The sequence below is a fragment of the Mycobacteroides salmoniphilum genome (assembly GCF_004924335.1).
In the GTDB taxonomy this organism is placed as follows: Bacteria; Actinomycetota; Actinomycetes; order Mycobacteriales; family Mycobacteriaceae; genus Mycobacterium; species Mycobacterium salmoniphilum.
In genome coordinates this window covers 4474275-4499921 of the sequence record NZ_CP024633.1, presented here as the reverse complement: position 1 = coordinate 4499921, position 25647 = coordinate 4474275, and the positions used below count along the sequence as shown (strand labels likewise).

Here is a 25647-nt window from a genome sequence, read left to right as displayed (position 1 = left end):
AAGTGAATAGGAGTTCTGCATGCCGGGAGTGCAAGACCGGGTAATTGTCGTGACCGGAGCCGGTGGGGGGCTGGGCCGCGAGTACGCGCTCACCCTCGCCAGTGAGGGCGCCTCGGTGGTTGTCAACGACTTGGGTGGTGCCCGCGACGGATCCGGCGCCGGGTCGGCGATGGCCGACAGTGTGGTCGACGAGATCAAGGCGGCCGGGGGCCGCGCGGTCGCCAACTATGACAGCGTCGCCACCGAAGAAGGCGCGGCCAACATCGTCAAGACCGCCCTCGACGAGTTCGGTGCCATTCACGGTGTGGTGAGCAACGCCGGCATCCTGCGGGACGGCACGTTCCACAAGATGACTTACGACAGTTGGCATGCGGTGCAACAGGTTCACCTGTACGGCGGATACAACATCACCCGTGCCGCGTGGCAGCACTTCCGGGATCAGGGTTACGGCCGCATCGTGGTCGCCACCTCGACCAGCGGCTTGTTCGGCAACTTCGGGCAGGCCAACTACAGTGCCGCCAAACTCGGCCTCGTCGGGCTCATCAACACCCTCGCGCTGGAGGGTGCCAAGTACAACATCCACGCTAATGCGATCGCGCCGATCGCTGCGACGCGCATGACCGCCGATATCGCCCCCGAGGCGGTGCTGGACAAGCTGCCACCGTCCTTCGTCGCGCCGGTCGTCGGATACCTGTGCACCGAGGAAAGCACCGACAACGGTTCGGTTTTCGTCGTCGGGGGCGGCAAGGTGCAACGTGTCGCACTGTTTGAGAACGCCGGTGCGGACTTCGACGCACCGCCCACCGTGGACGAGGTTGCCGAGAAGTGGTCGCAGATCGCGGATCTTTCTCACGCCGTCAAGGCCGGCCCCCCGTCGCTCGCATGAAAGCGATACAGGCTCAGTCACTATCGGGCCCGGAGGGGTTGGTCTACACCGATGTCGAGGAGCCGCGCGGAGACAACGTGGTCGTCGTCGACGTCAAGGCCGCGGGAGTCTGCTTTCCCGACTACCTGATGACTAAGGGCGAGTACCAGCTGAAAATGGAGCCGCCCTTCGTGCCCGGTATCGAGACCGCTGGGGTGGTGCGCTCGGCCCCGGAGGGTTCCGGGATCAATCCCGGTGACCGGGTGATGGCCTTCAATTTCATTGGCGGGTATGCCGAACGGGTGGCGGTGGCACCGTCCAACATCCTGCCGACCCCGCCCCAGTTGGACGATGCCGAGGCCGTCGCCCTCATTGCCAACTACCACACCATGTACTTCGCCTACGCCCGCCGAGGGCAGCTGCGCGCGGGGGAGACGGTGCTGGTACTCGGTGCTGCGGGCGGAATCGGTACGGCGGCAATCCAGATTGCCAAGGGTATGGGCGCCAAGGTAATAGCCGTGGTTAACCGGACTGCCGCAACGGAATTCGTCAAGAGTGTCGGTGCCGATATCGTTCTGCCGCTAGAAGAGGGCTGGGCCAAGGCGGTGCGCGAGGCGACCGGCGGGGTCGGTGTCGACATGGTGGTGGATCCCATCGGTGGGCCCGCCTTCGATGACGCGGTGCGCACACTGGCCTCCGAGGGACGGCTGCTCGTCGTCGGATTCGCCGCCGGTGCGATACCCACGATCAAGGTGAATCGCCTGCTGCTGCGCAACGCCTCGCTGATCGGTGTGGCCTGGGGCGAATTCCTGCGCACCCATTCGGACTACCTGTACGAGACGCAGGCAGGGCTGGAGAAGCTGGTGGCCGAGGGTATGCGACCGCCGGTGAGCGCGCGGATTCCGCTCTCGGAAGGCCGACAGGCACTCCAGGACTTCGCCGATGGCAAGGTGTACGGAAAGATGGTGCTCGTACCGTGAGTACCAAGGTATTCAACGGAATTGACCAGGTCGCCGTCGGTGACCTCGGGATCACCGATTGGCTCTTGGTCGATCAGGGGCGTGTCAACACCTTCGCCGATGCCACCGGTGATCACCAGTGGATACACGTCGATACCGAACGAGCCGCCGATGGCCCGTTCGGTGGCACCATCGCGCACGGATTGCTCACCTTGTCGTTGCTTCCGCAGTTCCAGTCCCAGCTGATTCGCGTCGACAACATCGCGATGGGGATCAACTATGGGTACAACAAGATTCGGTTCCTGAACCCGGTCCGGGTGGGATCGAGGCTGCGGGCCCGAGCCGAGGTGACCAAGGTTGAGCAGAAGCCCGGTGCCGTGGACGTGACGATTGTGACCACTGTCGAGATCGAGGGTGCCGACAAGCCAGCGTGTGTGGCCGAGTCGATTTCGCGCTACATCGCGTAGCCAATCGGAACACCGCGTTAGAGATCTGGGGCCGCAGGGCATTTCGGCCAGCCTGCGGAAAAGGCGAAGGTCAACACGGTTGTGGGCGTGATACCCATTCTCGCCCAATGAAATCGCGACTCGTCGGTGTGTCGCCCATTGTCAAGAAGTTGGACACTGCATATCGCAGAGTGTCGAAAATCTCACCGTGATCTACGACGATGTGTAGATCACGTCAGTCAGGTGTTATGTTACTGCTCAGTTCGGGCTCTGTATTCTCTGTGACCAGCGAAGATGGTGGGCCCGAGAGGTTTGGATGAGAGGGCATCACGTGGGTCAGCCAGCACACGGACGTGTTGCCCTGGGGTATTCGGTGCATTCGATTGTGAGCGCGCGATGACCACGTTCGACACGGCCAGTGCAGGTCGGCCCGCGACACCATCCCGTGATGCCGTATCCGGCGCCCTCAAGGAGTACGTCCGCAAGCATCCGGTTCAGGCGGTAGAAACCGCAGGCAGTCAGATCGTCCTCGGTGTACGGGCGATGCAGTACATGTTCACGGACCTCGTCCACCGCGCGTTCCCGTGGAAGGAATTCATCCACCAGGGCGCGTTCATGGCGGGTAGTGCCGTGGTCCCGACGCTCCTGGTGGCCATTCCGATCGGTGTCACCTTGTCCATCCAGTTCGCTCTGCTGGCGGGCCAGGTCGGCGCAGCCTCGTTGGCAGGTGCCGCGAGTGGTGTCGCGATCGTGCGCCAGGGCGCCTCGCTGGTTGCTGCGGTGCTGATGGCCTCCGCGGTGGGTTCGGCCATCACCGCCGACCTGGGGTCACGAACCATGCGTGAAGAGATAGACGCCATGGAAGTGATGGGTGTGTCGGTGATCCGGCGGCTCGTCGTCCCGCGCGTCGCCGCGGCCGTCCTGGTCGGCGTCGGCCTCACGGGTACAACGTGTTTTGTCGGCTTCCTGGCCAGCTACTTGTTCAACGTCTACTTCCAGCACGGCGCACCGGGAAGCTTCGTCGCGACCTTCGCCTCGTTCACTCGGGTTGACGATCTGATCCTGGCCCTGCTCAAGGCGATTCTTTACGGTCTCATCGTCGCCATCGTCGCGTGCGACAAGGGGCTGACGACCAAGGGTGGTCCGGCCGGTGTCGCCAACTCGGTGAATGCCGCGGTCGTGGAGTCCATCCTGGTGTTGATGCTGATCAACGTGCTCGTCAGCCAGGTGTACGTCATGGTCTTCCCCCGGCACGGGATATAGGGACGCACCGTGACTATCTCTACGTACCGTCCTAAAGGCGTCCAGCCGATCATCGACGCCGGGCATCGGGTCGCTCAGTCGATTCGGCGGCTCGGACACATGCTGTCGTTCTTCGTGGAGGCCATGGCCTCCATTCCGAACGCCCTGCGCTACTACTCCAAGGAGTTCTTCCGGCTGCTGGCGGACGTCACCTGGGGTAACGGCTCGCTGGTCACCGGTGGCGGCACGGTCGGCGTTGCCGCCGTGCTGGGCGCCACGATCGGCGCCCTGATCGGTATCGAGGCCTACAACCTGCTGAACATCATCGGCCTGGGCCCGGCCACCGGATTCATCTCCTCTCTGGTGTCGACGCGCGAATTGGCGCCGGTGATGGCCGCCCTGGCCTTTGCGATGCAGGCCGGCTGCCGGTTCACCGCGCAGCTGGGCGCGCAGCGCATCAACGAGGAGATCGACGCGCTGGACGCGCTGGCGATCCGGCCCATCCCTTACCTGGTGACCACCCGCCTGATGGCTTCCACCGTCGCGGTTGTTCCGCTGTACCTGCTGTGCCTGGTCATCAGCTACATCACCTGCCGCCTGCTTGTCGGGATTTCCAGCGGCGGCTCGATCGGTGGTGCCTACAATCACTACTTCACGATGATGTTGAGCGGTACCGACATCGTCTACTCGGTGATCAAGGCCGTCATCTTCGTCTGGATCGCGTCAACCATCCAGTGCTACTTCGGATTCAATGCCTCGGGCGGACCCGAGGGCGTGGGTGTGGCCGCCGGGCACGCGATGCGGGCCGCCATCACCGTCGTGATCATCGTGAACATGCTTCTCACCATGGCCCTGTGGGGAGTCGATGCCGGCGCAAGGTTCGGTGGTTGACGTGAGTGCTGGTTCATTCTCGGGAAACGGGCGCGGCTGGTCCGATCGTGCGCTGCTCCTCTCCGGTATCGCCGTGCTGGCCATCTTGGGATTGGTGACCGGGCTGCTGCTCGCCAAGTCCAAGGGCCTGCTGGAAGACACCGTCAAGGTCAACGCGCAGCTCATGAATGTCGGTGACGGTCTGCCCGAGCGTGCCGACGTGAAATTCCGGGGCATGCTCGTCGGCGCCGTCACGTCGGTGACACCCGCCGAAGATGGCAAGCCGAACATCGTGCACATCGACCTGAAGTCGGAGCACGCCAGCGGAATTCCGAGCACGGTCACGGCGCGCGTGGTGCCGAGCAATGTGTTCGCGGTGTCCTCTGTGCAGCTGGTCGACAACGGTGACGGTGCCGCTATGCGCGACGGCGCCGTGATCACCGAGGACACCAAGCTGCCCACGGTGCTGTTCCAGACCACCACCAACAAGCTGCGCCAGGTGCTCGCCGCCACCGAACGGCAACGGGGCGACGCGCCGATCGGTTTGATCGGCGTCTTCGGCGAGGCCACCCAAGGCCGTGGCGATAAGTTGCTGACCGCTGGTGCTCGGCTGCAGTCCATCCTCACCGAGTTCAACGCCATAGTGACCGCCAGCCCCAACGATCCCTCCACGATCGCGGCGCTGGAGAAGGTGTCGGCGGCGCTCAGCACCAGTTCGCCGCGGCTGTTGGACAACCTGGAGAACGCCCTGGTGCCGCTGCGCACCCTGGCTCAGAAGCAATCCGATGTGCGCGGGCTGCTTTCGGCCGGTTTGCACACGACCGGGACCGCGGCTACCGCCATTGATAACCACATCGACCAGATGATCGGCATCGGTACGCACCTGACGCCGGTTGTCGGTGTTCTGGCGCAGCACACGGACCAGTTCGTGCCGATCGCATCGCGCATCAGGGTGCTCTCGGACGCGATCTTCGCAAACGGATGGGATCCGGGCCGCCAGGTCCTGGGCCTGAACTTGATCCTGTCGTTCAGCCCGGCCTGGACCTATGTCCGCGACGACTGCCCGAGGTACGGAGAGCTGGCCGGCCCCAGCTGTACCACCGCACCCGAGACCCGTCAGTGGATCGACATTCCCGAGGTGCTGCAGCCCGGTAGTTACAAGCCGCCGCCGGATATCGCTCCGCCGGCAGGAACCATCTTCCCGCCGACGGCCGCGGACATCATGCTGCACGGCTCAGGTCCCAACCCGCAGGAAGTTGACCGGGCCGCGAACCCGGTGCTGCCGCCCTTCGGTCCGCCGCCCAACCCGGCACCTGCCGGAGTGGCACCGGCCTCGTTCGGCGGAAATGTCGGACCGGTGGGAAGTGCGATCGAGCGCGCACAACTCGGCAGGGCGCTCGGTGGGGACCCGAGCGCCGCACAGCAGTTGCTCCTGGGCCCGGTGGCTCGTGGGACAACCATCTCGGTCAGTCGTGAGGGGTCGGACACCGATTCCGGCCAAGCCAGTTCGGCCCAGGGAGGCGGACGATGAAGAACTTCCGGGCCGCGGTGGTCGGACTGTCACTGTTTGTCGTGTTCGCCATCGGCGTGACGACCCTGGTGTACGGCACCCTGCTCCGCGACACCACGGGCTCGACCAAGAGCTATAGCGCGATTTTCACCGATGTCACCGGTGTGCGTGTCGGCGACGACGTGCGCATCGCAGGCGTGCGCGTGGGCCGCGTCGACTCGATCGAGCTGGATGGCTCGCTCGCCAAGCTCAAGTTCCGGGTCAAGAGCAACCAGAATTTGTACGGCAACTCGATTGCCTCGGTGACCTACCAGAACATCATCGGCCAGCGGTACATCTCGCTGTCCCGGGGGCTGGATGGCAGCCCGGAGCGTTTGCCTGAAGGCAGCGTGATTCCGGTGGAGCGCACCGAACCCTCCTTCGACGTCGGTGCGTTGCTCAACGGATTCGAGCCGTTGTTCACCCTGCTGGATCCGAAGCAGGTCGACAACCTGTCCAACGGGCTCATCGACGCCTTCGCCGGTGACAAGGGCGCGCTGGCCCATGTCGTCGCGCAGACCACGGAGATCACGAAATCTTTTGCCGGACGTGATCAGTCGCTGGGGGGGCTCATTGAGAACCTCAACACCGTGCTGGAGAACGTCGCCAAGCAGAACGACAACCTGGATCAGCTCGTGGTCCAGAGTCAGAACGTCGTCGGCGAACTGGACAACCGCCGCCAGAGCCTCGTCTCGTCCATCGGTTCGGCCACGCATGTGGTGAGCCGGATCCAGACCATCGGCGACAACGTATACCCGCAGCTGCAGGAGCTTATCTATCGCGAACCGGGTGCTGCCGCGCATATCCTTGCCAACAAGGACCAATTCGCCTTCCTGGGCTCCAATTTGCCGCTGCTCCTGAAGGGGCTGGCTCGCACCATGCAGGATGGCGCGTACGGCAATTCGTATGCCTGCCAGCTGAACCTCAACGGGTTCTTCCCTGGGCTCAATGATCTTGTGCCCGCCATCGTCCGGCACGCCACGAACGGCGGCGTCGCCAAGTACACACCGAAATGCCGAGGGACCGAATGAGCCCCCGTGAACGCAGGTTAGAAGACCGCAGCAAGTTCTGGATCGGCATGATCGCCGTCGGCGTCGTTACCGCGATCATCGCGTCGATGCTGTTGTACCGCCAGATCGGTTTCGGATACACGCGATACAAGGCCGAATTCGCGCAGGCGGCGCAGCTCAAGAAGGGTGACTACATCAGCGTCGCCGGGGTGGATGTCGGCGAGGTCAAAAGCGTTGTGCTCGATGGCACCAAGGTGCTCGTCGACATGCGGGTGCGCGACGAGGTGAAGCTGGGCGCCGATACGCAGGCCGCGATCAAGACCACCACGCTGCTCGGTTCGCGTTACGTCGAGTTGCGGCCCCGCGGCGCGGGCGTCATTCCGAACAAGCGAATCGCGTTGTCGCACACCGAGGTGCCTTGGTTTCACCAACGTGCCACCACGTAAGCCGATTATCGCCGCGGTAGAGGGCTTCGCCCTGGCCGGTGGCACCGAACTCGTGCTGTCGTGCGACCTCGTGGTGGCCGGTCGGAGCGCCAAGTTCGGCATCCCTGAGGTCAAGCGTGGCCTGGTGGCCGGTGCCGGTGGCCTGCTGCGTCTGCCGAACCGGATCCCGTACCAGGTGGCCATGGAGCTGGCGCTCACCGGCGACTCGTTCACCGCGGAAGACGCTGCCAAGTACGGGTTCATCAACCGGCTCGTTGACGACGGACAGGCATTGGATACCGCGCTGGAGCTGGCCGCCAAGATCACCGCGAACGGTCCGTTGGCCGTGGCCGCCACCAAGCGCATCATCATCGAGTCGGCGAGCTGGGCGCCCGAGCAGGCCTTCGTCAAGCAGGGCGAGATCCTCATGCCGATCTTCGTGTCCGAGGACGCCAAGGAGGGCGCGAAGGCCTTCGCCGAGAAGCGCGCCCCCGTCTGGAAGGGCAAGTAGCGCGTCGGATCGGTCTCCACGAAAGGGGCCGGTGGCGCTCCCAGCCAATCGGCGTACTGTAGTTAGTTGTGCGAACTTGTCGTGGGTAAAGCCCACTGACCTGCGTCTTTAAATGTACGCACACCTGACATGCACGTTTGATGGGAGACCTGCCGTGGCCAGAACCGAAGGTGACACCTGGGACATCGTGACGAGCGTGGGCGCGACGGCGCTCATCGTCTCCGCCATGCGTGCCGTGGAGGCGCGTAAGGCGGAGCCGCTCGCGCGAGACGATTACGCGCAGCATTTCGTCGCCGCGGCCAAGGTCGAGGCACCGATCTTCTCCGAGCTGCTGGAGGACCCCGCCGTCGCTCTGGAGCCCGACGTGCAGCTGTTCTCGAGCTACCTCGGGGCCCGCACGAAATACTTCGATGACTTCTTTGTGGCGGCCGGGGATGCGGGTGTCCGGCAGGCCGTGATTCTCGCGGCGGGGCTCGATGTTCGTGGATACCGACTGCCCTGGGCGCCCGGCACCACGGTCTACGAGCTAGACCTCCCGAAGGTGCTCGAGTTCAAGAAGCGGGTTCTTGACGAGCATGGGGCGCGGGCGACGGCTACCGTCCATGAGCTGCACGTAGATCTTCGCGACGATTGGCCTGCGGCGCTCAGCGCGGCGGGATTCGATCCCGCGCGGCCCACAGCGTGGCTGGCCGAGGGGCTGCTTCCCTTCCTGCCCGGCGCCGCTCAGGACCTGCTGTTCCAGCGCATTGTTGACCTGTCCGCGCCGGGAAGCCGGGTTGCCGTGGAGGACTTCGGCGCCCCCGGCACCCAGGCGGATCGGATGTCGAACGCGATGGAGAAGGAAGACGGTGCGCTGCAGCGGATTTTCAAGAGCATCGTGGAAGAGGATGCGCCCCCGTCGAGCCTGTGGTTCGGCGATGAGCGTGAGGATCCGGCGCAATGGCTGACCGGACGCGGCTGGACCGTCGAGGCGACGACCGCGGGTGAACTGTTGAAGCGATACAAGCGGGCTCCATTGGCCGGTGAGCATGAGCTCACCGATGCCATGGGACAGAGCCGGTACTTCACCGCAGTGCTCGGCGCGTAGCCATGGCGCGCACCGAGGGAGACACCTGGGACATCGTGACGAGTGTCGGCTACACGGCTCTCGCGGTCGCGGCCGCGCGCGCTCTCGATGCCAAGCTGGATCCGCCACTGGCACATGATGAGTACGCCGAGAAGTTCGTTGCCGCCGCTGGCGAGCCGCATCTCGCCGAGGCGGTGGGTGCCGGTGATATCAGTGGCTTCGCCGGGGCCAATGCTGGATGGGTCGGTGTGCGGACTCGGTTCTTTGACAACTTCTTCGCCGATGCGGCGGGTGCTGGCGTGCGCCAAGTAGTCATTCTGGCTGCCGGATTAGACGCGCGCGCATACCGATTGCCCTGGCCCGCGGGGACGACGGTTTTCGAGGTGGATCAGCCGCGGGTACTTGAATTCAAAGATCAGGTGCTCGCCGGGGTTGATGCGGGTCCTGCTGCCGGCCGGGTACCGGTGGCCGTCGATCTGCGCGATGATTGGCCGAAGGCATTGGTAGGAGCGAGATTCGACGCCGAGCAGCCCACTGCGTGGGCTCTGGAAGGGCTGCTGCCCTACCTGCCCGGTGCGGCTCAGGACGCACTCTTTGAGCGGTTGCACACACTGTCGGCTCCGGGGAGCCGGCTTGCGGCGGAGCTGGGTCCTGGGCCAGGAGAGATCGCACAGTTTGAGCAGGACATGCCGTCGGGTGTTGATTCTCCGGGCCGTCCGCGGGTGTCCGAACTCTGGTATGACGATCCTCGGCGTGATACCAAGTCGTGGCTTTCCGAAAGAGATTGGGTTGTTGCGGAAATCGACCTTGTCGAGGCGGCCGTCGGATACGGACGGCCGTTCGGTGAGCAACCACGCTCGTTCGAAACATTGCTGCGCACCAAGTTTTTCACCGCTACCCGAACAAGCTGAAAGGGCACCATGACTGACGTCGAGGACAAGAATTCGATCCGCAGCGACGGCGACTCGTGGGACATCGTATCGAGCGTGGGGTACACCGCGCTGGGTGTCAGTGCGCAGCGTGCCGTGGAGAGTGAGCGGCCGGACGCGCTGATCATCGACCCATTCGCCAAACATTTCGTGCTCGCGGCGGGTGAACCCCATTTGATCGAGACGATAACGAAACGCGATGCACCGCAAGCATCTCCGTTCGAATACTTACGTGGGATGGGCATGCGCAGCCGATTCTTTGACGAGTACTTCCTGGCCGCCGCGGCTTCCGGGATCCGGCAGGCGGTAATTCTGGCCGCGGGGCTGGACTCGCGGGCGCATCGGTTGCCGTGGCCCGCAGGCATCACGGTGTACGAGCTGGATCAGCCGGAGGTTCTCTCCTTCAAAGATCGGGTGTACTCCGAGCAAGGCGCTTCACCGACGTGTGATCGTCGGGCCGTCGCGGTGGATCTGCGTAATGACTGGCCCGCCGCGCTCAAGGAGGCCGGATTCGATCCGAGCCTGCCCACCGCATGGTCGGCGGAAGGGCTGCTGCCGTATCTGCCTGCGGCAGCGCAAGAACTGCTGTTCGAGCGGATGGTTGAACTGTCGGCCCCCGGTAGCCGCGCCGCCATCGAGGGGCCCACGGGTTCGTTGGGTATGGCTCAGTTCGCGAAGGTCATGCAGAAGTACCGCTCCGAGAAGGACACCTTCGGCAAGATCGACATCACGGAGCTGTTCTACGACGAGGAGAAGACGCCGCCCGTCGAGTGGTTCTCCGTTCGCGGATGGAACACGCAGGGATTGGACATGTTTCAGCTCGCGGAGCGATATGGCGTGCAGTATCCGGAGGTTCCCGAGGACATCAGAGAGCTGGCCGGCGCAATGCACTACCTGACCTGCACGCTGTCGGACTGAAAGGACCACACAATGACCAATATCGAGGACAAGGACTGGTCGCGCAGCGAGGGCGACTCCTGGGACATCGTGTCGAGCGTCGGGTTCACCGCGCTGGGCGTGGCCGCCGCGCGCGCGATTGAGAACACGCAGCCCGAGCCCCTGGTTCGCGATCGGTACGCGGAGCATTTCGTGCGCGCCGCAGGGGAACCGCATCTGATCGGACTTCTGGAGAATCCCGTTGATTTGTCGAATCCCACTAACGCGATGCGGCAGATCGGATTGCGCAGCAAGTTTTTTGACGAGTTCTTTGTGAGTGCAACGAATTCCGGTTGCAAACAGGCCGTGATCCTGGCTGCGGGACTCGATGTTCGTGCGCATCGGCTGGCGTGGCCGGAGGGCACCAAGGTCTTTGAGTTGGATCAGCCCCAGGTTTTGGAATTCAAGGACCGGGTGCTTGCCGAACAGAGTGCCACGCTCACGAGCGATCGGCGGGAGGTCGCCGTTGATCTCCGTGACGACTGGCCTGCGGCATTGCTTGCCGCGGGTTTCGATCCTGACGTTCCGACGGCGTGGTCGGCCGAAGGACTGATCATCTATTTACCCTCTGCGGCACAGGATCTGCTGTTCGAGCGGGTCGTCGCACTGTCGGCACCGGGAAGCCAGATCGCCGTGGAAGCAACCCGCGGCACGCCCGATATCGCCAAGTGGGGCGAGATCATGAAGAAGTACGCCGACGACGGCCATCCCATGTCGAAGGTGGATATCAGTTCACTGTTCTACGACGAAGAGCGTGCCGACGTCGAGGAGTGGCTGGCCGCACGCGGGTGGACGGTGCAGGGTGCGCACGCCCTGGAACTGGCCGCCGCCTACGGGGTGGATATCCCGGAGCTGCCCGAGGACGTTGTCGCACTGGTGAAGCAGGGCAACTACCTCACCGCCGTTTTGCCCGGCTAGCCGGCTCATCCCCAGGGGCTGGTTGGGGATAGCGTTCCGGGCTAACATGCGAGAGGGGCATGTTCGGAGGGGGAACTCATGAAAATCGACCCGGTAGCGACGGAGAGATGCGCGTCGCAGCTTGACGCGACAGACGCGCACGTCGAGTTCGCCAAGGGAAAACTGCGTGCCACCGAGGGCAAAGACCTTGGTGACCTCAGCGATGCGATGAACGCCACACGGAACCGAGTGTCGGGTGCGCTGGGCACGGTTGCGGCTGTGCAGAAAGAGATTTCGCAGAACATCAGGACGTGCACGAAGGCTCTTGTCGAGATGGATCAACGTAACGCGGGCAACCTCAGCGATGCCGGAATCACGTTCCCGGTGCTCAACTAGGGCCGGTGCGGGATGACGCTGGGAGACACACAAAAGCAGCTTGAGCAGGTAGTCGCCGACCTTCGACAGATCGGTGAGATCACCATCAGCACGGTCTGGCCAATCGCCAGAAAGGTTGTCAGTGCCGTCCGCAAGGTGATTGCGGTGGCCACCGAGCCACCTCCGCCCGATCCGGCGACCGTGCGTGACGTCGCAGCGCGCTGGCGGGAGATGGCGCCCGCGATGGGGGAGTGGCATGCCAACGATGTTCGGCAGGCTCAGAACACCATCCCCGAAACGGTCTGGGGACGGACGCCGGGTGATCTCAACGGGGAGACAACCGGGGATAAGGCGCGCACGAGCATCGCGAACTTCACGACACGATCCACGACGATAGGTCCGGCGGCAACAGGGGTGGCGACCTCCCTGGAGACCTTCGGCGGATCGATGGAAAAGGTACGCGATCGTTGGCATAACGCGTTCACGTCGCTGAAGGACGATGTCGACTGGAACAACATTCCGAAGGCCCCGTGGGACGCCATTCCGTATGTCCGAAAGCTCGTGGGCGACGTCGTACACGGTGTCGAAGAGCTCGCCGGCGCGTATGGGGACGCCGACAAGGCGGTAAACACCGCCAAGGGTGAACTCGGAAAGGCAATGGGGGGCATCACCTTGCCCGACCACACGTCTGTCGCGGCGGGTGCGATCGGTTCGGTGAACAATTGGTCGGGCGTCAAGGGCGATCCAGATGGTCATAGGGACGGAACCGGTTTGCGGCCGGGCGTCCAAGAACATGCCGATGCAAACCTGGCGGCGATGAGTCCCGAGGATCGGGCCAAGGCGCAGGCGATGCTCGACAACGCGAAGGATGAGGCGCGGCGCAACTGGATTGTCTCGGCTCTCGCCAGGGGTACGGATGTCAGTACATTGCAACGCTTCTCGGACAAGTTGGCGCTCATGGATGATCAACAGGTGCGCGAGCTTGACCCGGTGGAGTACGCCAAGAATCATCCGGGCGTTCTGACGCAACCCGACGGCACCACGTGTGGATCGTCGTCGCTTGTCGTCGCCAAAATGATCAACGACCCGGTGTATGCGATGAAGGTGCTCACCGGGTACGACGCGGCCGGGTCCGATCCGCCAAGGGCGGGACAGTCGATGACCACCTCCGAGGTCACGTCCAAGTTCGCCGACGAAGCCAGGAAAATGCATGACTCGACGAACAATGCGATCGTCCCCGGCTGGGGCACCACGTGGCCCGAATCGCTGGGAACACCCCCAGGGGGTGCCGCAGACGAGATGGGCAAGCCCGGTGGTCCCGGTGTCCCCGGCAGCGCGTATCGATTCGAGGTGGCGAATCCGCTAGGACCGTTCGGGGACTACCAAGCGATCAGTGCGGCTGTCCAGTCCGGGCAGTCCGTTCCGCTGTTTGTCGGCAGCGGAGTGAACGGCCACATCGTTCTGGTGACAGGAATGCAGGGTGACTCGCTGGAAATCTATGAGCCCTCTTCGGGGCAGAAGATGACCATCCCGAAGGATGATTTCGTCAACAACCGAATATCGTTCGGTGGCGAAACGCGCTATCGGCCATGGGGTGAGGTGATCCCGAAGTGAAGGGCCTAAGGCTTTCACCGGTGCTGTTGCTGGTTTTCGTGCTAGCCGCGTCGTGTCCCAAGCACCCCGAGACCTTCGAACCCAATGATGTGGACGCGGCGCGATCCGCGCGGCTGGCGGCGGATGCCTGGCTTGCTCCCGCCAAGGTGTACGGCGCCTCGTACAACGGGCTGAACAACATCTCACGTCAAGCGGTAGTCAGGACTGCGTCGTTGACACACGGTGACCCCGTGGACGTTGTCACCCGCGAGACACAGAAGGCCTTACAGAACGGATGGGTGCTGACCTATGCCCACTGCGGCGCGGTAAGCCGGCCGATGTCATCGGTCAGTGCCCCACAAACACTGTCGGGTGTCGAAGTGAATCTCGAAAAGTCACCGACCGACCCCGAGCATGCTGCGATGGCGCAGCTGACGGCATTCCGCCCGGATCCGGACCCGGGCGGTCAAGGAATCGTGAACATGGAGATCAACGCGTTTGCGCAGTATCACTCGGACAAGGGCTGGCCGAATCTGCCGAGTATCCCGATGGACACCACGTGCTTGGCCATACCGGGTGCGCCCACGGCCGGCCTCAATGCGACATCGGCATTCCCCTTGGGAATTGTCCAGGGCGTTAAGGGCGGTCAGCCGTTGAACGAGAAGGGTGAACCTGACAAAACAGCGCAGTGAGCCCGGCCGCACTTCCGAGGCGCAGTGACACACTGGAGTGTGTGAGCCAAACCCCGGAGAACACAAAGTACGTCGAGCCCGGTGAGTTCAAGCGGGACACCAACTACATCGAATCGCGGATCACCGCGGACGGCCGCAACGGCTACCCGGTAGAACCGGGCCGATACCGGCTCGTCGCCGCACGTGCCTGTCCCTGGGCCAACCGGACTCTGATCGTTCGCAGGCTTCTCGGACTGGAAAATGTCTTGTCACTGGGGCTTTGCGGTCCTACGCATGACAAGCGCAGTTGGACCTTCGATCTTGACCCGGGTGGAGTAGACCCCGTCTTGGGCATCCACTTCCTGCGTGATGCCTACCTCAAGCGGTTCCCTGACTATCCACGCGGCATCACCGTGCCCGCGGTGGTGGAGGAGTCCACGGGGGAGGTCGTCACCAACGACTACGCGCAGATGACGTTGGATTTCTCCACCGAATGGGTTGACTATCACCGCCCCGGCGCCCCGCAGCTGTATCCCGAGGCGCTGCGCACCGAAATCAACGAGGTGAACCGTCGCGTGTACACCGAGGTCAATAACGGCGTGTACCGCTGCGGTTTCGCCGGAGGTCAGGAGGCGTACGACGCCGCCTATGATCGGCTGTTCACGGCGCTGGATTGGCTATCGGAAAGGCTTGCCGGACAACGGTATCTGGTAGGCGACACCATCACCGAAGCCGATGTGCGACTGTTCACCACGTTGGTCCGGTTCGATCCGGTGTACCACGGACACTTCAAGTGCAATCGCGAGAAGCTGACCGAGATGCCGGTGTTGTGGGCGTACGCGCGCGATCTGTATCAGACCCCGGGGTTTGGTGACACGGTCGACTTCGGACAGATCAAGGAGCACTATTACGTGGTCCACACCGATATCAACCCCACGCGCATCGTCCCGAAGGGGCCGGATCTGCGTGACTGGCTTACCTCGCATGGACGCGAGACACTGGGTGGTAGACCATTCGGAGATGGCACCCCGCCGGGGGCGCCTAGGGAGTCGGAACGCGTGCCAGATCACGTTCATTGCCCTGGTTAACGACCTTTGCAGGATTTACAAAAACGGAAGACTTGTTAACAAGCATGCCTTTCCTTAGTATCCGTCGGCATGCTGCACCACAGGGTGAAGGGCGAGTAGATGACCGATCAACCAGTCACTATCGGAGTTGTCCGAGAGTCGGGTGAGGACGAGCGCCGCGTCGCGCTGGTGCCCAAGGCGATCGCCGGCTTGATTGGCAAGGGTGTGAACGTCGTCATAGAAAGCGGCGCCGGAGAGCGCGCGTTGCTGCCCGACGAGCTGTACGCCGAAGCCGGTGCCACGGTGGGCGATGCCTGGTCTGCCGACGTCGTGGTGAAGGTCGCGCCGCCCTCGGCTGCCGAGGTCGCCCGCCTTCGCGAGGGACAGACCCTCATTGGCTTCCTGGCGCCCCGCAATGCCGAGAACAGCATTGGCGCGCTGCAGAGTGCCGGCGTGCAAGCCTTTGCGGTGGAAGCGATTCCGCGCATCTCACGTGCGCAGTCGATGGACGCGCTGTCCTCGCAGGCCAATGTGTCGGGCTACAAGGCGGTGTTGGTGGCCGCGTCCGAGTCCACCCGGTTCTTCCCGATGCTCACCACCGCCGCCGGGACCGTCAAGCCCGCGCTGGTACTGGTGCTCGGTGTCGGCGTGGCCGGCCTACAGGCCCTGGCGACGGCCAAGCGGCTCGGTGCCCGTACCACGGGTTATGACGTGCGGCCCGAGGTCGCCGATCAGGTGCGCTCGGTGGGCGCTCAGTGGCTCGATCTGGGCATCGATGCGGCCGGCGAAGGCGGATACGCCCGCGAGCTCACCGAAGATGAGCGTGCGCAGCAGCAGAAGGCGCTCGAAGACGCCATCAAGGGATTCGACATCGTCATCACCACGGCGCTCGTTCCCGGCCGTCCGGCGCCCCGCCTGGTGACCGCTGCCGCGGTCGAAGGCATGAAGCCCGGCTCGGTCGTCGTCGACCTCGCGGGCGAGACCGGCGGCAACTGCGAACTGACCGAGCCCGGCCAGACCGTCGTCAAGCACGACGTCACCATTGCTTCTCCGCTCAATCTCCCGGCGACGATGCCCGAGCATTCGAGTGAGCTGTACTCGAAGAACATCACCACCCTGCTGGACCTGCTCATCACAGACGGCGCACTCGCACCGGACTTCGACGACGAGATCGTCGCGTCCTCCTGCGTGACCCGTGCAAGAGAGGACGCATAGCTCATGTATGACCAGCTATTGGCCAACCTCGCGATCCTGGTTCTGGCCGGGTTCGTCGGGTTCGCCGTGATCTCCAAGGTGCCCAACACCCTGCACACCCCGTTGATGTCCGGCACCAACGCCATCCACGGCATCGTGGTCCTCGGTGCGCTGATCGTGCTGGGCGACCTGCCCGCCGACGCGCATTGGGGCGTGCGGATCATCGCGTTCGTCGCGCTGATCTTCGGCACGCTGAACGTGATCGGCGGCTTCCTGGTGACCGACCGCATGCTCGGAATGTTCAAGGGCCGCAAGGCAGCCCCTAAGCCGGAGGCGGCTGACAAATGAACTACCTCGTCACCGTTCTTTACATTGTCGCGTTCGGGCTCTTCATCCTCGGACTGTCGGGTCTGACCGGACCGAAGACCGCGGTCCGCGGCAACTGGATCGCGGCTACCGGTATGGCCATCGCCGTCGTCGCGACCCTGATCAAGGTTCGCGACACCGCTCCGATCAACTGGATACTCATCGCCGTCGGCCTGTTGGTCGGTGTCGCGCTCGGTGTACCGCCGGCCAAGAAGACCAAGATGACGGCGATGCCGCAGCTGGTCGCGCTGTTCAACGGCGTCGGTGGTGGCACCGTCGCCTTGATCGCGTGGGCGGAATTCATTGAGACCCACGGGTTCAAGACATTCCGTGTCGACCAGCACCCCACCGTCGCGCTGGTCATCGGCTCGCTGTTCGCCGCGATCATCGGTTCGGTGTCGTTCTGGGGCTCGCTGGTGGCGTTCCTCAAGCTGCAGGAGTCGATTCCGAAGAAGGTCGAGAAGCGACTTGTCTCCTCGGCCAAGATCTTCCAGGCCGCCAACATCCTGCTGCTGATCGCTGCCGTCGCGGCGGCGGTGTGGATCGGTCTGAACGCCGGAGTGGGCACTCCGGCGTGGGCGATCGTGCTGGTGTTGGTGCTGGCCGGTGTCATGGGCCTGTTCGTGGTGTTCCCGATCGGTGGCGCCGACATGCCCGTGGTTATCTCGCTGCTCAACGCGCTGACGGGATTGTCTGCTGCGGCAGCCGGTTTGGCACTGAACAACACCGCGATGATCGTCGCGGGCATGATCGTGGGCGCCTCGGGTTCGATCCTGACCAACCTGATGGCCGTCGCGATGAACCGGTCTATCCCGGCGATCGTGTTCGGATCCTTCGGCGGCGATTCCGGCGCAGCGGCAGGCCCCGGCGGGGAGCAGGGCACGGTCAAGGCCACCAGCGCCGCCGATGCCGCGATCCAGATGGCATACGCCAACCAGGTGATCGTGGTCCCCGGCTACGGTCTTGCCGTCGCGCAGGCCCAGCACGCGGTCAAGGAGATGGCCAGCCTGCTGGAAGCCAAGGGTGTCGAGGTCAAGTACGCCATCCACCCGGTGGCGGGCCGCATGCCCGGACACATGAATGTCCTGCTTGCCGAGGCCGATGTCGAGTACGACGCCATGAAGGAAATGGACGATATCAACGGCGAATTCAGCCGCACCGATGTCGCCATCGTGATCGGCGCCAACGACGTCACCAACCCGGCGGCGCGCAATGACCCGTCGAGCCCCATCCACGGCATGCCGATTCTGAACGTCGATGAGGCCCGTTCGGTCATCGTGCTCAAGCGCTCGATGTCCTCCGGATACGCAGGTATCGAGAACCCGCTGTTCTTCGGCGACAAGACCTCGATGCTGTTCGGCGACGCCAAGAAGTCGGTCTCTGAGGTTACCGAGGAACTGAAGGCGCTGTAGCTCAACCTCTTTGCGATCGAGTGGGAACCTCGCGCGGATATCCGATCGGAATCCTCGTAGGGTTCCCACTCGGCGTTTCGGCGTAGGCTTCGCGCATGTACCGGGTGATGGCGACGGTCGTCGCGGCGTCAGCGCTGTTGACTCCGATGGCAGCGGCCGACCCACATGACTGCGTCTCGGTAGACCGGGCGCGCGATCAGATCCGCGGCCTTTCACGGCAGAACGGGGTAGCTGTTCGTCAGACGGCTGTCGCACGAAACCGGGTGATCGCCGTGCTCCTTCGGACCGCCGCGGGCGATACATCCGATCTCGCGGTGCGCGACCGGGCGATGGACGCCGCTGCGGGGGCGGAGAACTACGCCAACGTGATGGCCGCCGCGACCTCCGTGGACGGTGTGCTCGAGCCGCCCGGCGACGATATGGCCCGCGTGGTCAACACCATGGCCGCGTTGGAAGCGGTCTGCCCGGTGCGTTAAGGGGACGCCGAGGGCTCGGCGTCCTCGACACGTCGCCAGGTGACCAGCGCGGCGGCCAGCGCCGCCAACCCGGCCAGCCAGTACAACGGATGTGGCAGTGATGAAACCAACACTGCCGCAACGGCAATCGCCGGTAGCCCGATGTTCAGGATGGTGTCGCGACGTTGCAGGAGCAGCACCAGCCACGCCAGCACCAGATAGATGGCGAACGGCACCGTGATCGTGAAGGCCGCAACGGTGGGACTTAGGTGACTCTTGCCGAGCCCCTCGTCGACGGCGATCTCGAATCCCGCCGACAGTGCGGCAACGGCGGCGAAGATGAAGTAGTGGCTGTAACCCCACAACAGGGTCGACCGCAGGGACGTGTCCTTGCACTCTTGTTCCTGATCGAAGTAGATCCACCACACCGCGGCCACGATGATCAAGGCCGACGCCGCGATGCCGATCATGGTGCCGGTGTGGTCGGCTTCCTCGGCGCCGCCGATGATTGAGTTCGCCGAGGCCAGGATCGATTCTCCCAGCACGATCAGGGTGAATAGCCCGTAGCGTTCGGCGATGTGCTCCGGATGCCATGACGTGGTGGTGGCGCGCTCGGCGAATACGGGCACCGACAGGTCGGCCAGTGCGATCACCACGAACAGCGGCAAGCGCAGGTGTTCCGGTGCGAACAGTCCCCAGCAGACCCATGCCGCTTGGACGACGGCGATACCCGTGACATAGCGCAGGCAGGTGGCACGCATGGTGGGGTCGCTGATGGCCGCGCGCACCCATTGACTGCCCGCGGCGATGCGCATGAGCACGTAGCCGCCGATGGCGATACCGAAGTCGGCCCCGGTCATCGCGCGCTCGACACCTGCCGCGACGGTGAGGGCCCCGGCCATCTGAACAATCACCGTCAGCCGGTAGAGCCAGTCGTCGGTGTCGAAGGCGCTGGCGAACCAGGTGAAGTTCATCCACGCCCACCAGATGGCGAAGAAGCCGATCGCATACCCGGCCAGTCCCTCGGCGAAATGACCCTCGGCCCAGAAATGGTGCAGGGCTCCGGAGGCGCGCGATACGGCGACCACGAAGACGAGGTCGAAAAGCAGTTCTAGCGGGGTGGCCGCGCGATGCGGTTGTGCGGGATCGCGTGCCACCATGGCCCGCAGGCCACTGATCATGTGGTTACCTACTGGTGTCGGAGGAGCGATGGACGGAGGCAGCTTAACGCGCTTTTGACGACTGAGCCGGCGAACATCGGGCCTCACTAATCCAACCAGTTGATCGGGATTCCGTCCTCGTGGGGAAACCCTGCGCATATAGTGAGGCACCATGCAACCGGTCCCCGCTGCCTCGAAGGCAGGCAATCCCTCGCAGCGCCGTGCTGGCCGCCGCGAGGAATTGGTGGCGGTGGCGTCCAAGTTGTTCGCGGCGCGCGGTTATCACGGCACCAGGATGGACGACATTGCCGATGTCGCGGGCCTGAATAAGGCGACGGTGTACCACTACTTCGCCTCGAAGGCGCTCATCCTGTACGAGATCTACTTCAAGGCCGCCGAGGAGACTCTGGCCTGCCTGCAGGACGATCCACGATGGTCCGCGCGTGAGTCGCTCTATCAATGCACGAGCCGCATGCTCGCGCTCATCTTCTCGAACCGCGAGCAGGGGGCGGTGTACTTCCAGGAGAACCCGTTCCTTTCTGAATGGCTCTCACCTGAACAGGTCGCCGAGATTCGCAAGCGCGAGGACATGGTGCAGGAACGGGTGCAGAACATCATCGAACGGGGCATCGCCAGCTCCGAGTTCGTCGAGTGTGACTCGCATGTCATGGCGCTCGGTTACATCGGCATGGTTCTCGGCTCCTACCGTTGGCTCAATCCGAGCGGGCGTCGCAGTGCCCAGGAGATCGCCGTGGAGTTCAGCACCACGCTGTTGCGGGGGTTGATTCGGGACGAGGCAACTCGGATCAACGATCCGTTGGGTGTGGCGACGTCGACGTCTGTTGACGGCACACCGTAGCGACGGACGTGTAGTGGCCGCTGATTCCATCCTGACCTTGGACCTGCCCAATGTCAGACTGCGGGCACTGTCCTGGGGTCCGCAGGACAGTCCGCTGCTGATCTGCGGACACGGTTTTCCCGACTCCGCCCACACCTGGCGCCTGCTCGGTCCGCGATTGGCTGCGGACGGGTGGCGCGTGGTGGCACCGTTCACCCGCGGTTACTCACCCAGTGAAATACCGGCCGACGCCGAATACGGCCTGGGTGCCCTGATGCAGGACATCCTCGACATCCACACGGTGCTGGGTGGCGACGAGCGCGCGGTGTACATCGGCCATGACTGGGGAGCTCTGGTGGGTAACGCCCTCGCCCGTAGCGCCCTGTCGCCGTTCGCCAGCATCATCACCATGGCCGTGCCGCCGTTTGAGGTTCTCGGCTCAAGTTTTGCGTCGATCGGACCGACCGGCTGGCCCCGCGTGCTCGGGCGGCAGCTGTTGATGAGTTGGTACACGTTGTTCCACCAGATTCCGGTACTGCCGGAGCTGTTGTTGCCCTGGCTACTTCGCCTGTACTGGCGGCGGTGGTCGCCGGGGTACGACGCGCATGCCGATCTGCTGTACACCGGTGATGCGATGCTTCAGAAGGGGAACCGCAGGGCAGTCATCGGCTACTACCGTGCAAACATCGGGCGGGCCCTGGTTCCGTCGCGAAAGTACTGGAAGACCCAACGATCCCTCCTGGATGGCGCGCGCACTCCGCTGCTCTATCTACATGGTCGCGCCGACGGGTGCATGACGCAGCGACTGGTAGAGTCTGCGCGCCCGGATCTGCCCGACCGCAGCGTTGAAATCATCGATGGCGGTGGACATTTCGTGCATCTTGAATGCCCGGATGAGGTGTATGAGCTCGTGCGTGAGTTCCTGCGCCCGCCAACTACGAAGGTAGAGTGAACCAATGCCAGTCGTCAGTCAGACCGTCGAGGTGGCCGCGCCTCCGCAGGTGATCGTCTCCATTGTCACCAACTACGAGGCCTACCCCGAGTGGAACAAGGAGATCACCAGCGTCGAGATCCTGGAGCGTCTCCCGGACGGACGCCCCCGCATCGTGCGGTTGAAGGTGGAGATGACGGGTATGGCCTCGACCAACGTCGCCGAGATCGCCTATCTCAACGCCGCTCAGGTGGCGACGCGACTGCTGGAGAGCGACATCTTCGAGAAGCAGGAACAGACGTTTTCGATCGTCCCGATGGGGCCCACCTGCCTGCTCACGGTCGATATGGACGTCGAGACCAAGCTCCCGATCCCCAAGCCGATGGTGAAGAAGCTCGCCAACCAGGTCCTCGAGCACCTGGCCGAGGGGCTGAAAAATCGGGCCGAGCAAATCGCGTCGGGGGCCATCGCGCCGCAGCAACCGCCGGCACCCGCCCCGGCCCATCAGCCCCCGGCTGACCCGCATCTACCCCCCGGACCACATCCCGGCGCGGTCTAGGTACTCGATCAATCGGCGGGCGCCGTCAATGAACTGAACCTCGGTTTGAGCCACCACCTCAGCGTTGTCGCCGGCGCGCAGCGCTGCGATGAGCTTGTCGTGCGCCGCGACCGCGTGCCGCGTCCATTCGGCGTCAGAGGCGAAGAGTAGGTGTGGGGTGTACCGCGTCGCCTGTAGGAGGAACCAGGCCAGCTTGGGGCGGTCGGCGACGTGATTGAGAAATCGGTGAAACTCGAACTCCGCCATGGAGATCGCCTCAGAAGAACCGGCGTTGCGAAGCGTGTCGTTCAGATCTGCCAGGGTGTCGACCTGTTCCGGGTTGATGCGCTTCGCAGCGGTCTTCGCGAGCTCCACGGCAAGGTGTGATTGTTGGGCGAAGATGTCTTCGATATCGGCCCGGCTCAGCGGGGCCGCCATGTAACCGCGATGCGGGACGGCCTCGACGAGTCCTTCGCCACGCAACGTGAGTAGCGCCTCACGTACCGGTGTGACGCTCACACCCAGCTGGGCCGCCGTCTCATCCATCCGAATGTACTCACCCGGGCGCAGCTCGCCTGTCATGATCGATGCGCGTAGTCGGCCGGCAACCTCCTCGGACAGCTGCGGCCTACGGATCTCGCGGATCTGGGTCCGGGGAGCATTCATCCGATCTGCCTGCCATTTCCATGTGTGGTGACGCACTTGCATCTAAAGTCATATCAAATATATTTGACCTGACGCGACGAAGCGACAATCCAGGAGGCAACGACTTGAGTTCCCATGAATCGGTCGGCGCACCCGATGTAGCCGTCGACGGCGGCATCATGCGGATCACGTTCACCAGGCCCGATCGAATGAATGCGCTCAACGGGCCGGCCACCGCGGGCTTGATCGAGGCGCTGGAATCCGTCCAGGAACGCAGCGACGTGAGGGTGGTCGTCATCAGTGGAGGAGCACCCGGGAACGCCTTCACGGCGGGTGCCGATGTCGCCGAGCTGGCGGCCGGGGCCGGGGACCTGACACCGCTGCAAGCCGCTGAATTGACCATGGACAACGCCGAACGGCTGGTACGCGCGGTTCTGAATTGTCCGGTCCCCACCATCGCGGAAGTGACGGGCGCGGCCGCCGGTATCGGTGCGTCGGTGGCTCTGGCGTGCGACCTGATCTACGCCGCCGACACTGCCTTCTTTCTGATGGCCTTCGCGAACATCGGGCTCATGCCCGATGGTGGATCGAGCGCGTTGGTCTCGGCCTCGATTGGCCGTGTGAAGGCCAATGCGATGGCCCTGCTGGCTCAGCCTCTTCATGCCGCCGACGCCTGTGCGGCCGGACTGGTCAACGAGGTACTGACCGGGGATCAGCTGCGCGAGCGCGTCGACAAATCGGCGCGCAAGCTGGCTCACGGTTCCCGCCGCGCGATGCAGCTGACCAAGGAAGCCATGAACTCGGTGTCACTCAAGCTGTTCGACGAGGCCATTGCCCGTGAGCGTGAGGGGCAGATCGAGCTCTTGACCTCACCCGACGCCCAAGAAGGCTTCGCCGCATTCCTTGAGGGCCGCCGTCCCAAATTTCAGTAAGTAGGAGAGTCTGTGACCGACACGATCGATGTGACCGCCGTGACCACCGGCCTTGATCAGCCTTACCGCGCGCGGCGGCAGAACTGGTGTAACCAGCTGGCTCGGCATGCGCTTATGCAACCCAACGCCACGGCGATCCGATATCTCGGGCGCAGCATCTCCTGGGGCGAGCTGAATCAGCGTGTGCAATCACTCGCCGATGCGCTGTCTCGCCGCGGTGTCCGATTCGGGGACCGCGTGCTCATCCTCATGCTCAACCGCCCCGAGTACGTCGAATCCTGGCTGGCCATCAACGAACTCGGAGCCATCGCGATCCCGGTGAACTTCCGCATGACTCCCCCGGAGGTCGCATTCCTGGTCGAGAACAGCGGGGCCAAGGTGGCGATCACCGAGACGGTCCTGGCGCCGGTGGCGGCCGCGGTACGCCAACAGGTGCCCGCGCTGGAGACGGTCATTGTGGCCGGCTCGGTATCCGAGGACGGTGCCCTCGGATACGAAGAGGTCATTGCCGAGGAGGGCGAAGCCCACACGGAGGTGGATCTGCCCGGCGATTCTCCCGCGCTCATCATGTACACCTCCGGGACGACGGGCCGGCCCAAGGGTGCGGTGCTGACCCATCTCAATCTGTCCGGGCAGGCGATGACCTATTTGCTGAGCACCACCGTTGATCTGAATTCCGATGTGGGGTTTATCGGCGTACCCATGTTCCACATCGCCGGCGTGGGCAACATGATCACCGGATTGTTGTTGGGCTTGCCCACGGTCATTCACCCCCTCGGCGCCTTTGATCCCGGCGCTCTGCTGGATGTTCTGGAGTCCGAGGGAGTCACCGGCATCTTCCTGGTCCCCGCCCAGTGGCAGGCCGTCTGTGCGGCGCAGCGAGCAAATCCGCGCAAGGTCAAGCTCAAGACGCTCTCCTGGGGCGCGGCCCCCGCCAGTGATGTGTTGTTACGGACGATGTCCGAAACGTTCCCCGACGCCAAGATCTTGGCCGCGTTCGGGCAGACGGAGATGTCGCCGGTCACCTGCATGCTCATGGGGGAGGACGCAACCCGGAAGATGGGCTCCGTCGGCCGGGTGATTCCCACGGTTGCCGCGCGCGTCGTGGACGACAACATGAACGATGTACCGGTCGGTGATGTGGGGGAGATCGTCTACCGCGCGCCGACGCTGATGCAGGGCTACTGGAACAACCCCGAGGCGACTGCCGACGCGTTCACGGGTGGCTGGTTCCACTCCGGCGACCTGGTCCGTCAGGACGCGGACGGTTTCGTATGGGTGGTGGACCGCAAGAAGGACATGATCATCTCCGGCGGAGAGAACATCTATTGCGCGGAGGTCGAGAACGCGCTCGCTGAGCACGAGCAGATCGTCGAGGTGGCGGTGATTGGCAGGCCGCATGAGAAGTGGGGCGAAGTGCCGGTCGCGGTGGCGGCCATCCACGGGGAGGCTCTGACCATCGGTGATCTCGATGGCTTTCTCACCGCGCGGCTGGCGCGCTACAAGCACCCCAAGGATCTCGTGGTCGTGGACGCGTTACCGCGCAACCCCTCGGGCAAGGTTCTCAAAACCGAGCTGCGCAAGCAGTTCGGCGACAGTTGATAGCAAACATGAATCTGGATTCAGAAAAGTTTGGTAAAGCGTAATACGTAGAACTGTATGTCATGTACATTCCTGTAATCGCCGTCACATCGGAGGGGTTGGCGTGACCGAACCTGTAGATATTTGCAGGCCACGTTTGCTGACGAAAGGGACCGGGTGATGT

General features: G+C 63.8%; 27 protein-coding genes and 1 pseudogene. 26 read left to right on the top strand and 2 right to left on the bottom strand.

The window, feature by feature from the left end:
- Positions 1-19: 19 nt before the first annotated feature.
- The 21 genes and pseudogenes from DSM43276_RS22185 to DSM43276_RS22085 all read left to right on the top strand — a co-directional run bounded on the left by DSM43276_RS22185 (position 20) and on the right by DSM43276_RS22085 (position 18859).
- Entirely contained in the window at positions 20-886 is an 867-nt protein-coding gene (locus DSM43276_RS22185) for an SDR family oxidoreductase (RefSeq protein ID WP_078328468.1), read from the top strand.
- On the top strand, positions 883-1845 hold the full coding sequence (locus DSM43276_RS22180) for an NADPH:quinone oxidoreductase family protein (RefSeq protein ID WP_078328467.1): 963 nt from the start codon (positions 883-885) through the stop codon (positions 1843-1845). The genes DSM43276_RS22185 and DSM43276_RS22180 overlap by 4 nt, the downstream gene beginning before the upstream one ends.
- Positions 1842-2291 (top strand): MaoC family dehydratase, encoded by a 450-nt coding sequence (locus tag DSM43276_RS22175; protein ID WP_078328466.1) that lies wholly within the window; start codon positions 1842-1844, stop codon positions 2289-2291. The genes DSM43276_RS22180 and DSM43276_RS22175 overlap by 4 nt, the downstream gene beginning before the upstream one ends.
- Positions 2292-2666: 375 nt before the next feature.
- Positions 2667-3533 (top strand): MlaE family ABC transporter permease, encoded by an 867-nt coding sequence (locus tag DSM43276_RS22170; protein WP_078328465.1) that lies wholly within the window; start codon positions 2667-2669, stop codon positions 3531-3533.
- Positions 3534-3542: 9 nt separating this feature from the next.
- Positions 3543-4403 carry an MlaE family ABC transporter permease gene (locus DSM43276_RS22165; RefSeq protein ID WP_078325830.1) on the top strand — a complete coding sequence of 287 codons (861 nt, stop codon included), beginning with the start codon at positions 3543-3545 and terminating at the stop codon, positions 4401-4403.
- Between the two features lies 1 nt (position 4404).
- Positions 4405-5913 carry an MlaD family protein gene (locus DSM43276_RS22160; RefSeq protein ID WP_078328464.1) on the top strand — a complete coding sequence of 503 codons (1509 nt, stop codon included), beginning with the start codon at positions 4405-4407 and terminating at the stop codon, positions 5911-5913.
- On the top strand, positions 5910-6962 hold the full coding sequence (locus tag DSM43276_RS22155; protein ID WP_078328463.1) for an MCE family protein: 1053 nt from the start codon (positions 5910-5912) through the stop codon (positions 6960-6962). Before DSM43276_RS22160 ends, DSM43276_RS22155 begins: the two co-directional genes overlap by 4 nt.
- On the top strand, positions 6944-7387 hold the full coding sequence (locus DSM43276_RS22150; protein WP_337678164.1) for an MlaD family protein: 444 nt from the start codon (positions 6944-6946) through the stop codon (positions 7385-7387). Before DSM43276_RS22155 ends, DSM43276_RS22150 begins: the two co-directional genes overlap by 19 nt.
- Positions 7353-7877: pseudogene (locus DSM43276_RS22145) on the top strand (crotonase/enoyl-CoA hydratase family protein); the annotation flags it as partial. The gene DSM43276_RS22150 and the pseudogene DSM43276_RS22145, both read left to right, overlap by 35 nt.
- A 154-nt stretch (positions 7878-8031) precedes the next feature.
- Positions 8032-8964 (top strand): class I SAM-dependent methyltransferase, encoded by a 933-nt coding sequence (locus DSM43276_RS22140; RefSeq protein ID WP_078328453.1) that lies wholly within the window; start codon positions 8032-8034, stop codon positions 8962-8964.
- 2 nt (positions 8965-8966) lie between these two features.
- The gene (locus tag DSM43276_RS22135; protein WP_078328452.1) at positions 8967-9854 is read left to right on the top strand and encodes an SAM-dependent methyltransferase; all 888 of its coding nucleotides are present in this window, start codon (positions 8967-8969) and stop codon (positions 9852-9854) included.
- Positions 9855-9863: 9 nt separating this feature from the next.
- Positions 9864-10790 (top strand): class I SAM-dependent methyltransferase, encoded by a 927-nt coding sequence (locus DSM43276_RS22130; RefSeq protein ID WP_078328451.1) that lies wholly within the window; start codon positions 9864-9866, stop codon positions 10788-10790.
- 12 nt (positions 10791-10802) lie between these two features.
- A complete protein-coding gene (locus DSM43276_RS22125; protein WP_078328450.1) occupies positions 10803-11726 on the top strand; it encodes a class I SAM-dependent methyltransferase in 924 nt (307 codons plus the stop codon).
- Positions 11727-11804: 78 nt separating this feature from the next.
- Positions 11805-12101 (top strand): hypothetical protein, encoded by a 297-nt coding sequence (locus DSM43276_RS22120; RefSeq protein WP_078328449.1) that lies wholly within the window; start codon positions 11805-11807, stop codon positions 12099-12101.
- A gap of 12 nt (positions 12102-12113) precedes the next feature.
- Positions 12114-13694: a hypothetical protein gene (locus tag DSM43276_RS22115; protein ID WP_078328448.1), complete on the top strand. Its 1581-nt coding sequence runs from the start codon at positions 12114-12116 to the stop codon at positions 13692-13694.
- Positions 13691-14365, top strand: a complete 675-nt coding sequence (locus DSM43276_RS22110) for a hypothetical protein (RefSeq protein ID WP_078328447.1) — start codon at positions 13691-13693, stop codon at positions 14363-14365. Before DSM43276_RS22115 ends, DSM43276_RS22110 begins: the two co-directional genes overlap by 4 nt.
- Before the next feature lie 41 nt (positions 14366-14406).
- Complete coding sequence (locus tag DSM43276_RS22105; RefSeq protein WP_078328446.1) at positions 14407-15432, top strand: glutathione S-transferase family protein; 1026 nt, start codon at positions 14407-14409, stop codon at positions 15430-15432.
- 99 nt (positions 15433-15531) lie between these two features.
- The gene (locus DSM43276_RS22100) at positions 15532-16626 is read left to right on the top strand and encodes a Re/Si-specific NAD(P)(+) transhydrogenase subunit alpha (protein ID WP_078328445.1); all 1095 of its coding nucleotides are present in this window, start codon (positions 15532-15534) and stop codon (positions 16624-16626) included.
- 3 nt (positions 16627-16629) lie between these two features.
- Positions 16630-16953 (top strand): NAD(P) transhydrogenase subunit alpha part 2, encoded by a 324-nt coding sequence (locus DSM43276_RS22095; RefSeq protein WP_078294109.1) that lies wholly within the window; start codon positions 16630-16632, stop codon positions 16951-16953.
- The gene (locus DSM43276_RS22090; RefSeq protein ID WP_078328444.1) at positions 16950-18383 is read left to right on the top strand and encodes an NAD(P)(+) transhydrogenase (Re/Si-specific) subunit beta; all 1434 of its coding nucleotides are present in this window, start codon (positions 16950-16952) and stop codon (positions 18381-18383) included. Before DSM43276_RS22095 ends, DSM43276_RS22090 begins: the two co-directional genes overlap by 4 nt.
- Before the next feature lie 95 nt (positions 18384-18478).
- A complete protein-coding gene (locus DSM43276_RS22085) occupies positions 18479-18859 on the top strand; it encodes a hypothetical protein (RefSeq protein ID WP_078328443.1) in 381 nt (126 codons plus the stop codon).
- Here DSM43276_RS22085 and DSM43276_RS22080 read toward each other — a convergent pair.
- Positions 18856-20019, bottom strand: coding sequence for a low temperature requirement protein A (locus tag DSM43276_RS22080; RefSeq protein ID WP_078325851.1), 1164 nt, complete (start codon positions 20017-20019; stop codon positions 18856-18858). The two genes, DSM43276_RS22085 and DSM43276_RS22080, sit on opposite strands and share 4 nt — an antisense overlap.
- Before the next feature lie 151 nt (positions 20020-20170).
- Here DSM43276_RS22080 and DSM43276_RS22075 point away from each other — a divergent pair, with 151 nt between their 5' ends.
- From DSM43276_RS22075 to DSM43276_RS22065, 3 genes are read left to right on the top strand one after another with little or no spacing between them, the layout of a single operon-like run.
- On the top strand, positions 20171-20857 hold the full coding sequence (locus DSM43276_RS22075; protein ID WP_099051645.1) for a TetR/AcrR family transcriptional regulator: 687 nt from the start codon (positions 20171-20173) through the stop codon (positions 20855-20857).
- A gap of 13 nt (positions 20858-20870) precedes the next feature.
- On the top strand, positions 20871-21788 hold the full coding sequence (locus tag DSM43276_RS22070; RefSeq protein ID WP_078328442.1) for an alpha/beta fold hydrolase: 918 nt from the start codon (positions 20871-20873) through the stop codon (positions 21786-21788).
- A 4-nt stretch (positions 21789-21792) separates the two neighbouring features.
- Positions 21793-22326 (top strand): SRPBCC family protein, encoded by a 534-nt coding sequence (locus DSM43276_RS22065; RefSeq protein WP_234802964.1) that lies wholly within the window; start codon positions 21793-21795, stop codon positions 22324-22326.
- On the opposite strand, the gene DSM43276_RS22060 is transcribed toward DSM43276_RS22065, so the two are convergent.
- Entirely contained in the window at positions 22294-22971 is a 678-nt protein-coding gene (locus DSM43276_RS22060) for a GntR family transcriptional regulator (protein WP_078328441.1), read from the bottom strand. The genes DSM43276_RS22065 and DSM43276_RS22060 overlap by 33 nt on opposite strands.
- Before the next feature lie 104 nt (positions 22972-23075).
- On the opposite strand from DSM43276_RS22060, the gene DSM43276_RS22055 reads away from it, so the two are divergent.
- Together DSM43276_RS22055 and fadD5 are read left to right on the top strand one after the other, a co-directional pair.
- Positions 23076-23882 (top strand): enoyl-CoA hydratase-related protein, encoded by an 807-nt coding sequence (locus DSM43276_RS22055; RefSeq protein WP_078328440.1) that lies wholly within the window; start codon positions 23076-23078, stop codon positions 23880-23882.
- Positions 23883-23894: 12 nt separating this feature from the next.
- Positions 23895-25484 carry a fatty-acid--CoA ligase FadD5 gene (gene fadD5, locus DSM43276_RS22050; protein WP_078328439.1) on the top strand — a complete coding sequence of 530 codons (1590 nt, stop codon included), beginning with the start codon at positions 23895-23897 and terminating at the stop codon, positions 25482-25484.
- Positions 25485-25647 lie beyond the last annotated feature (163 nt).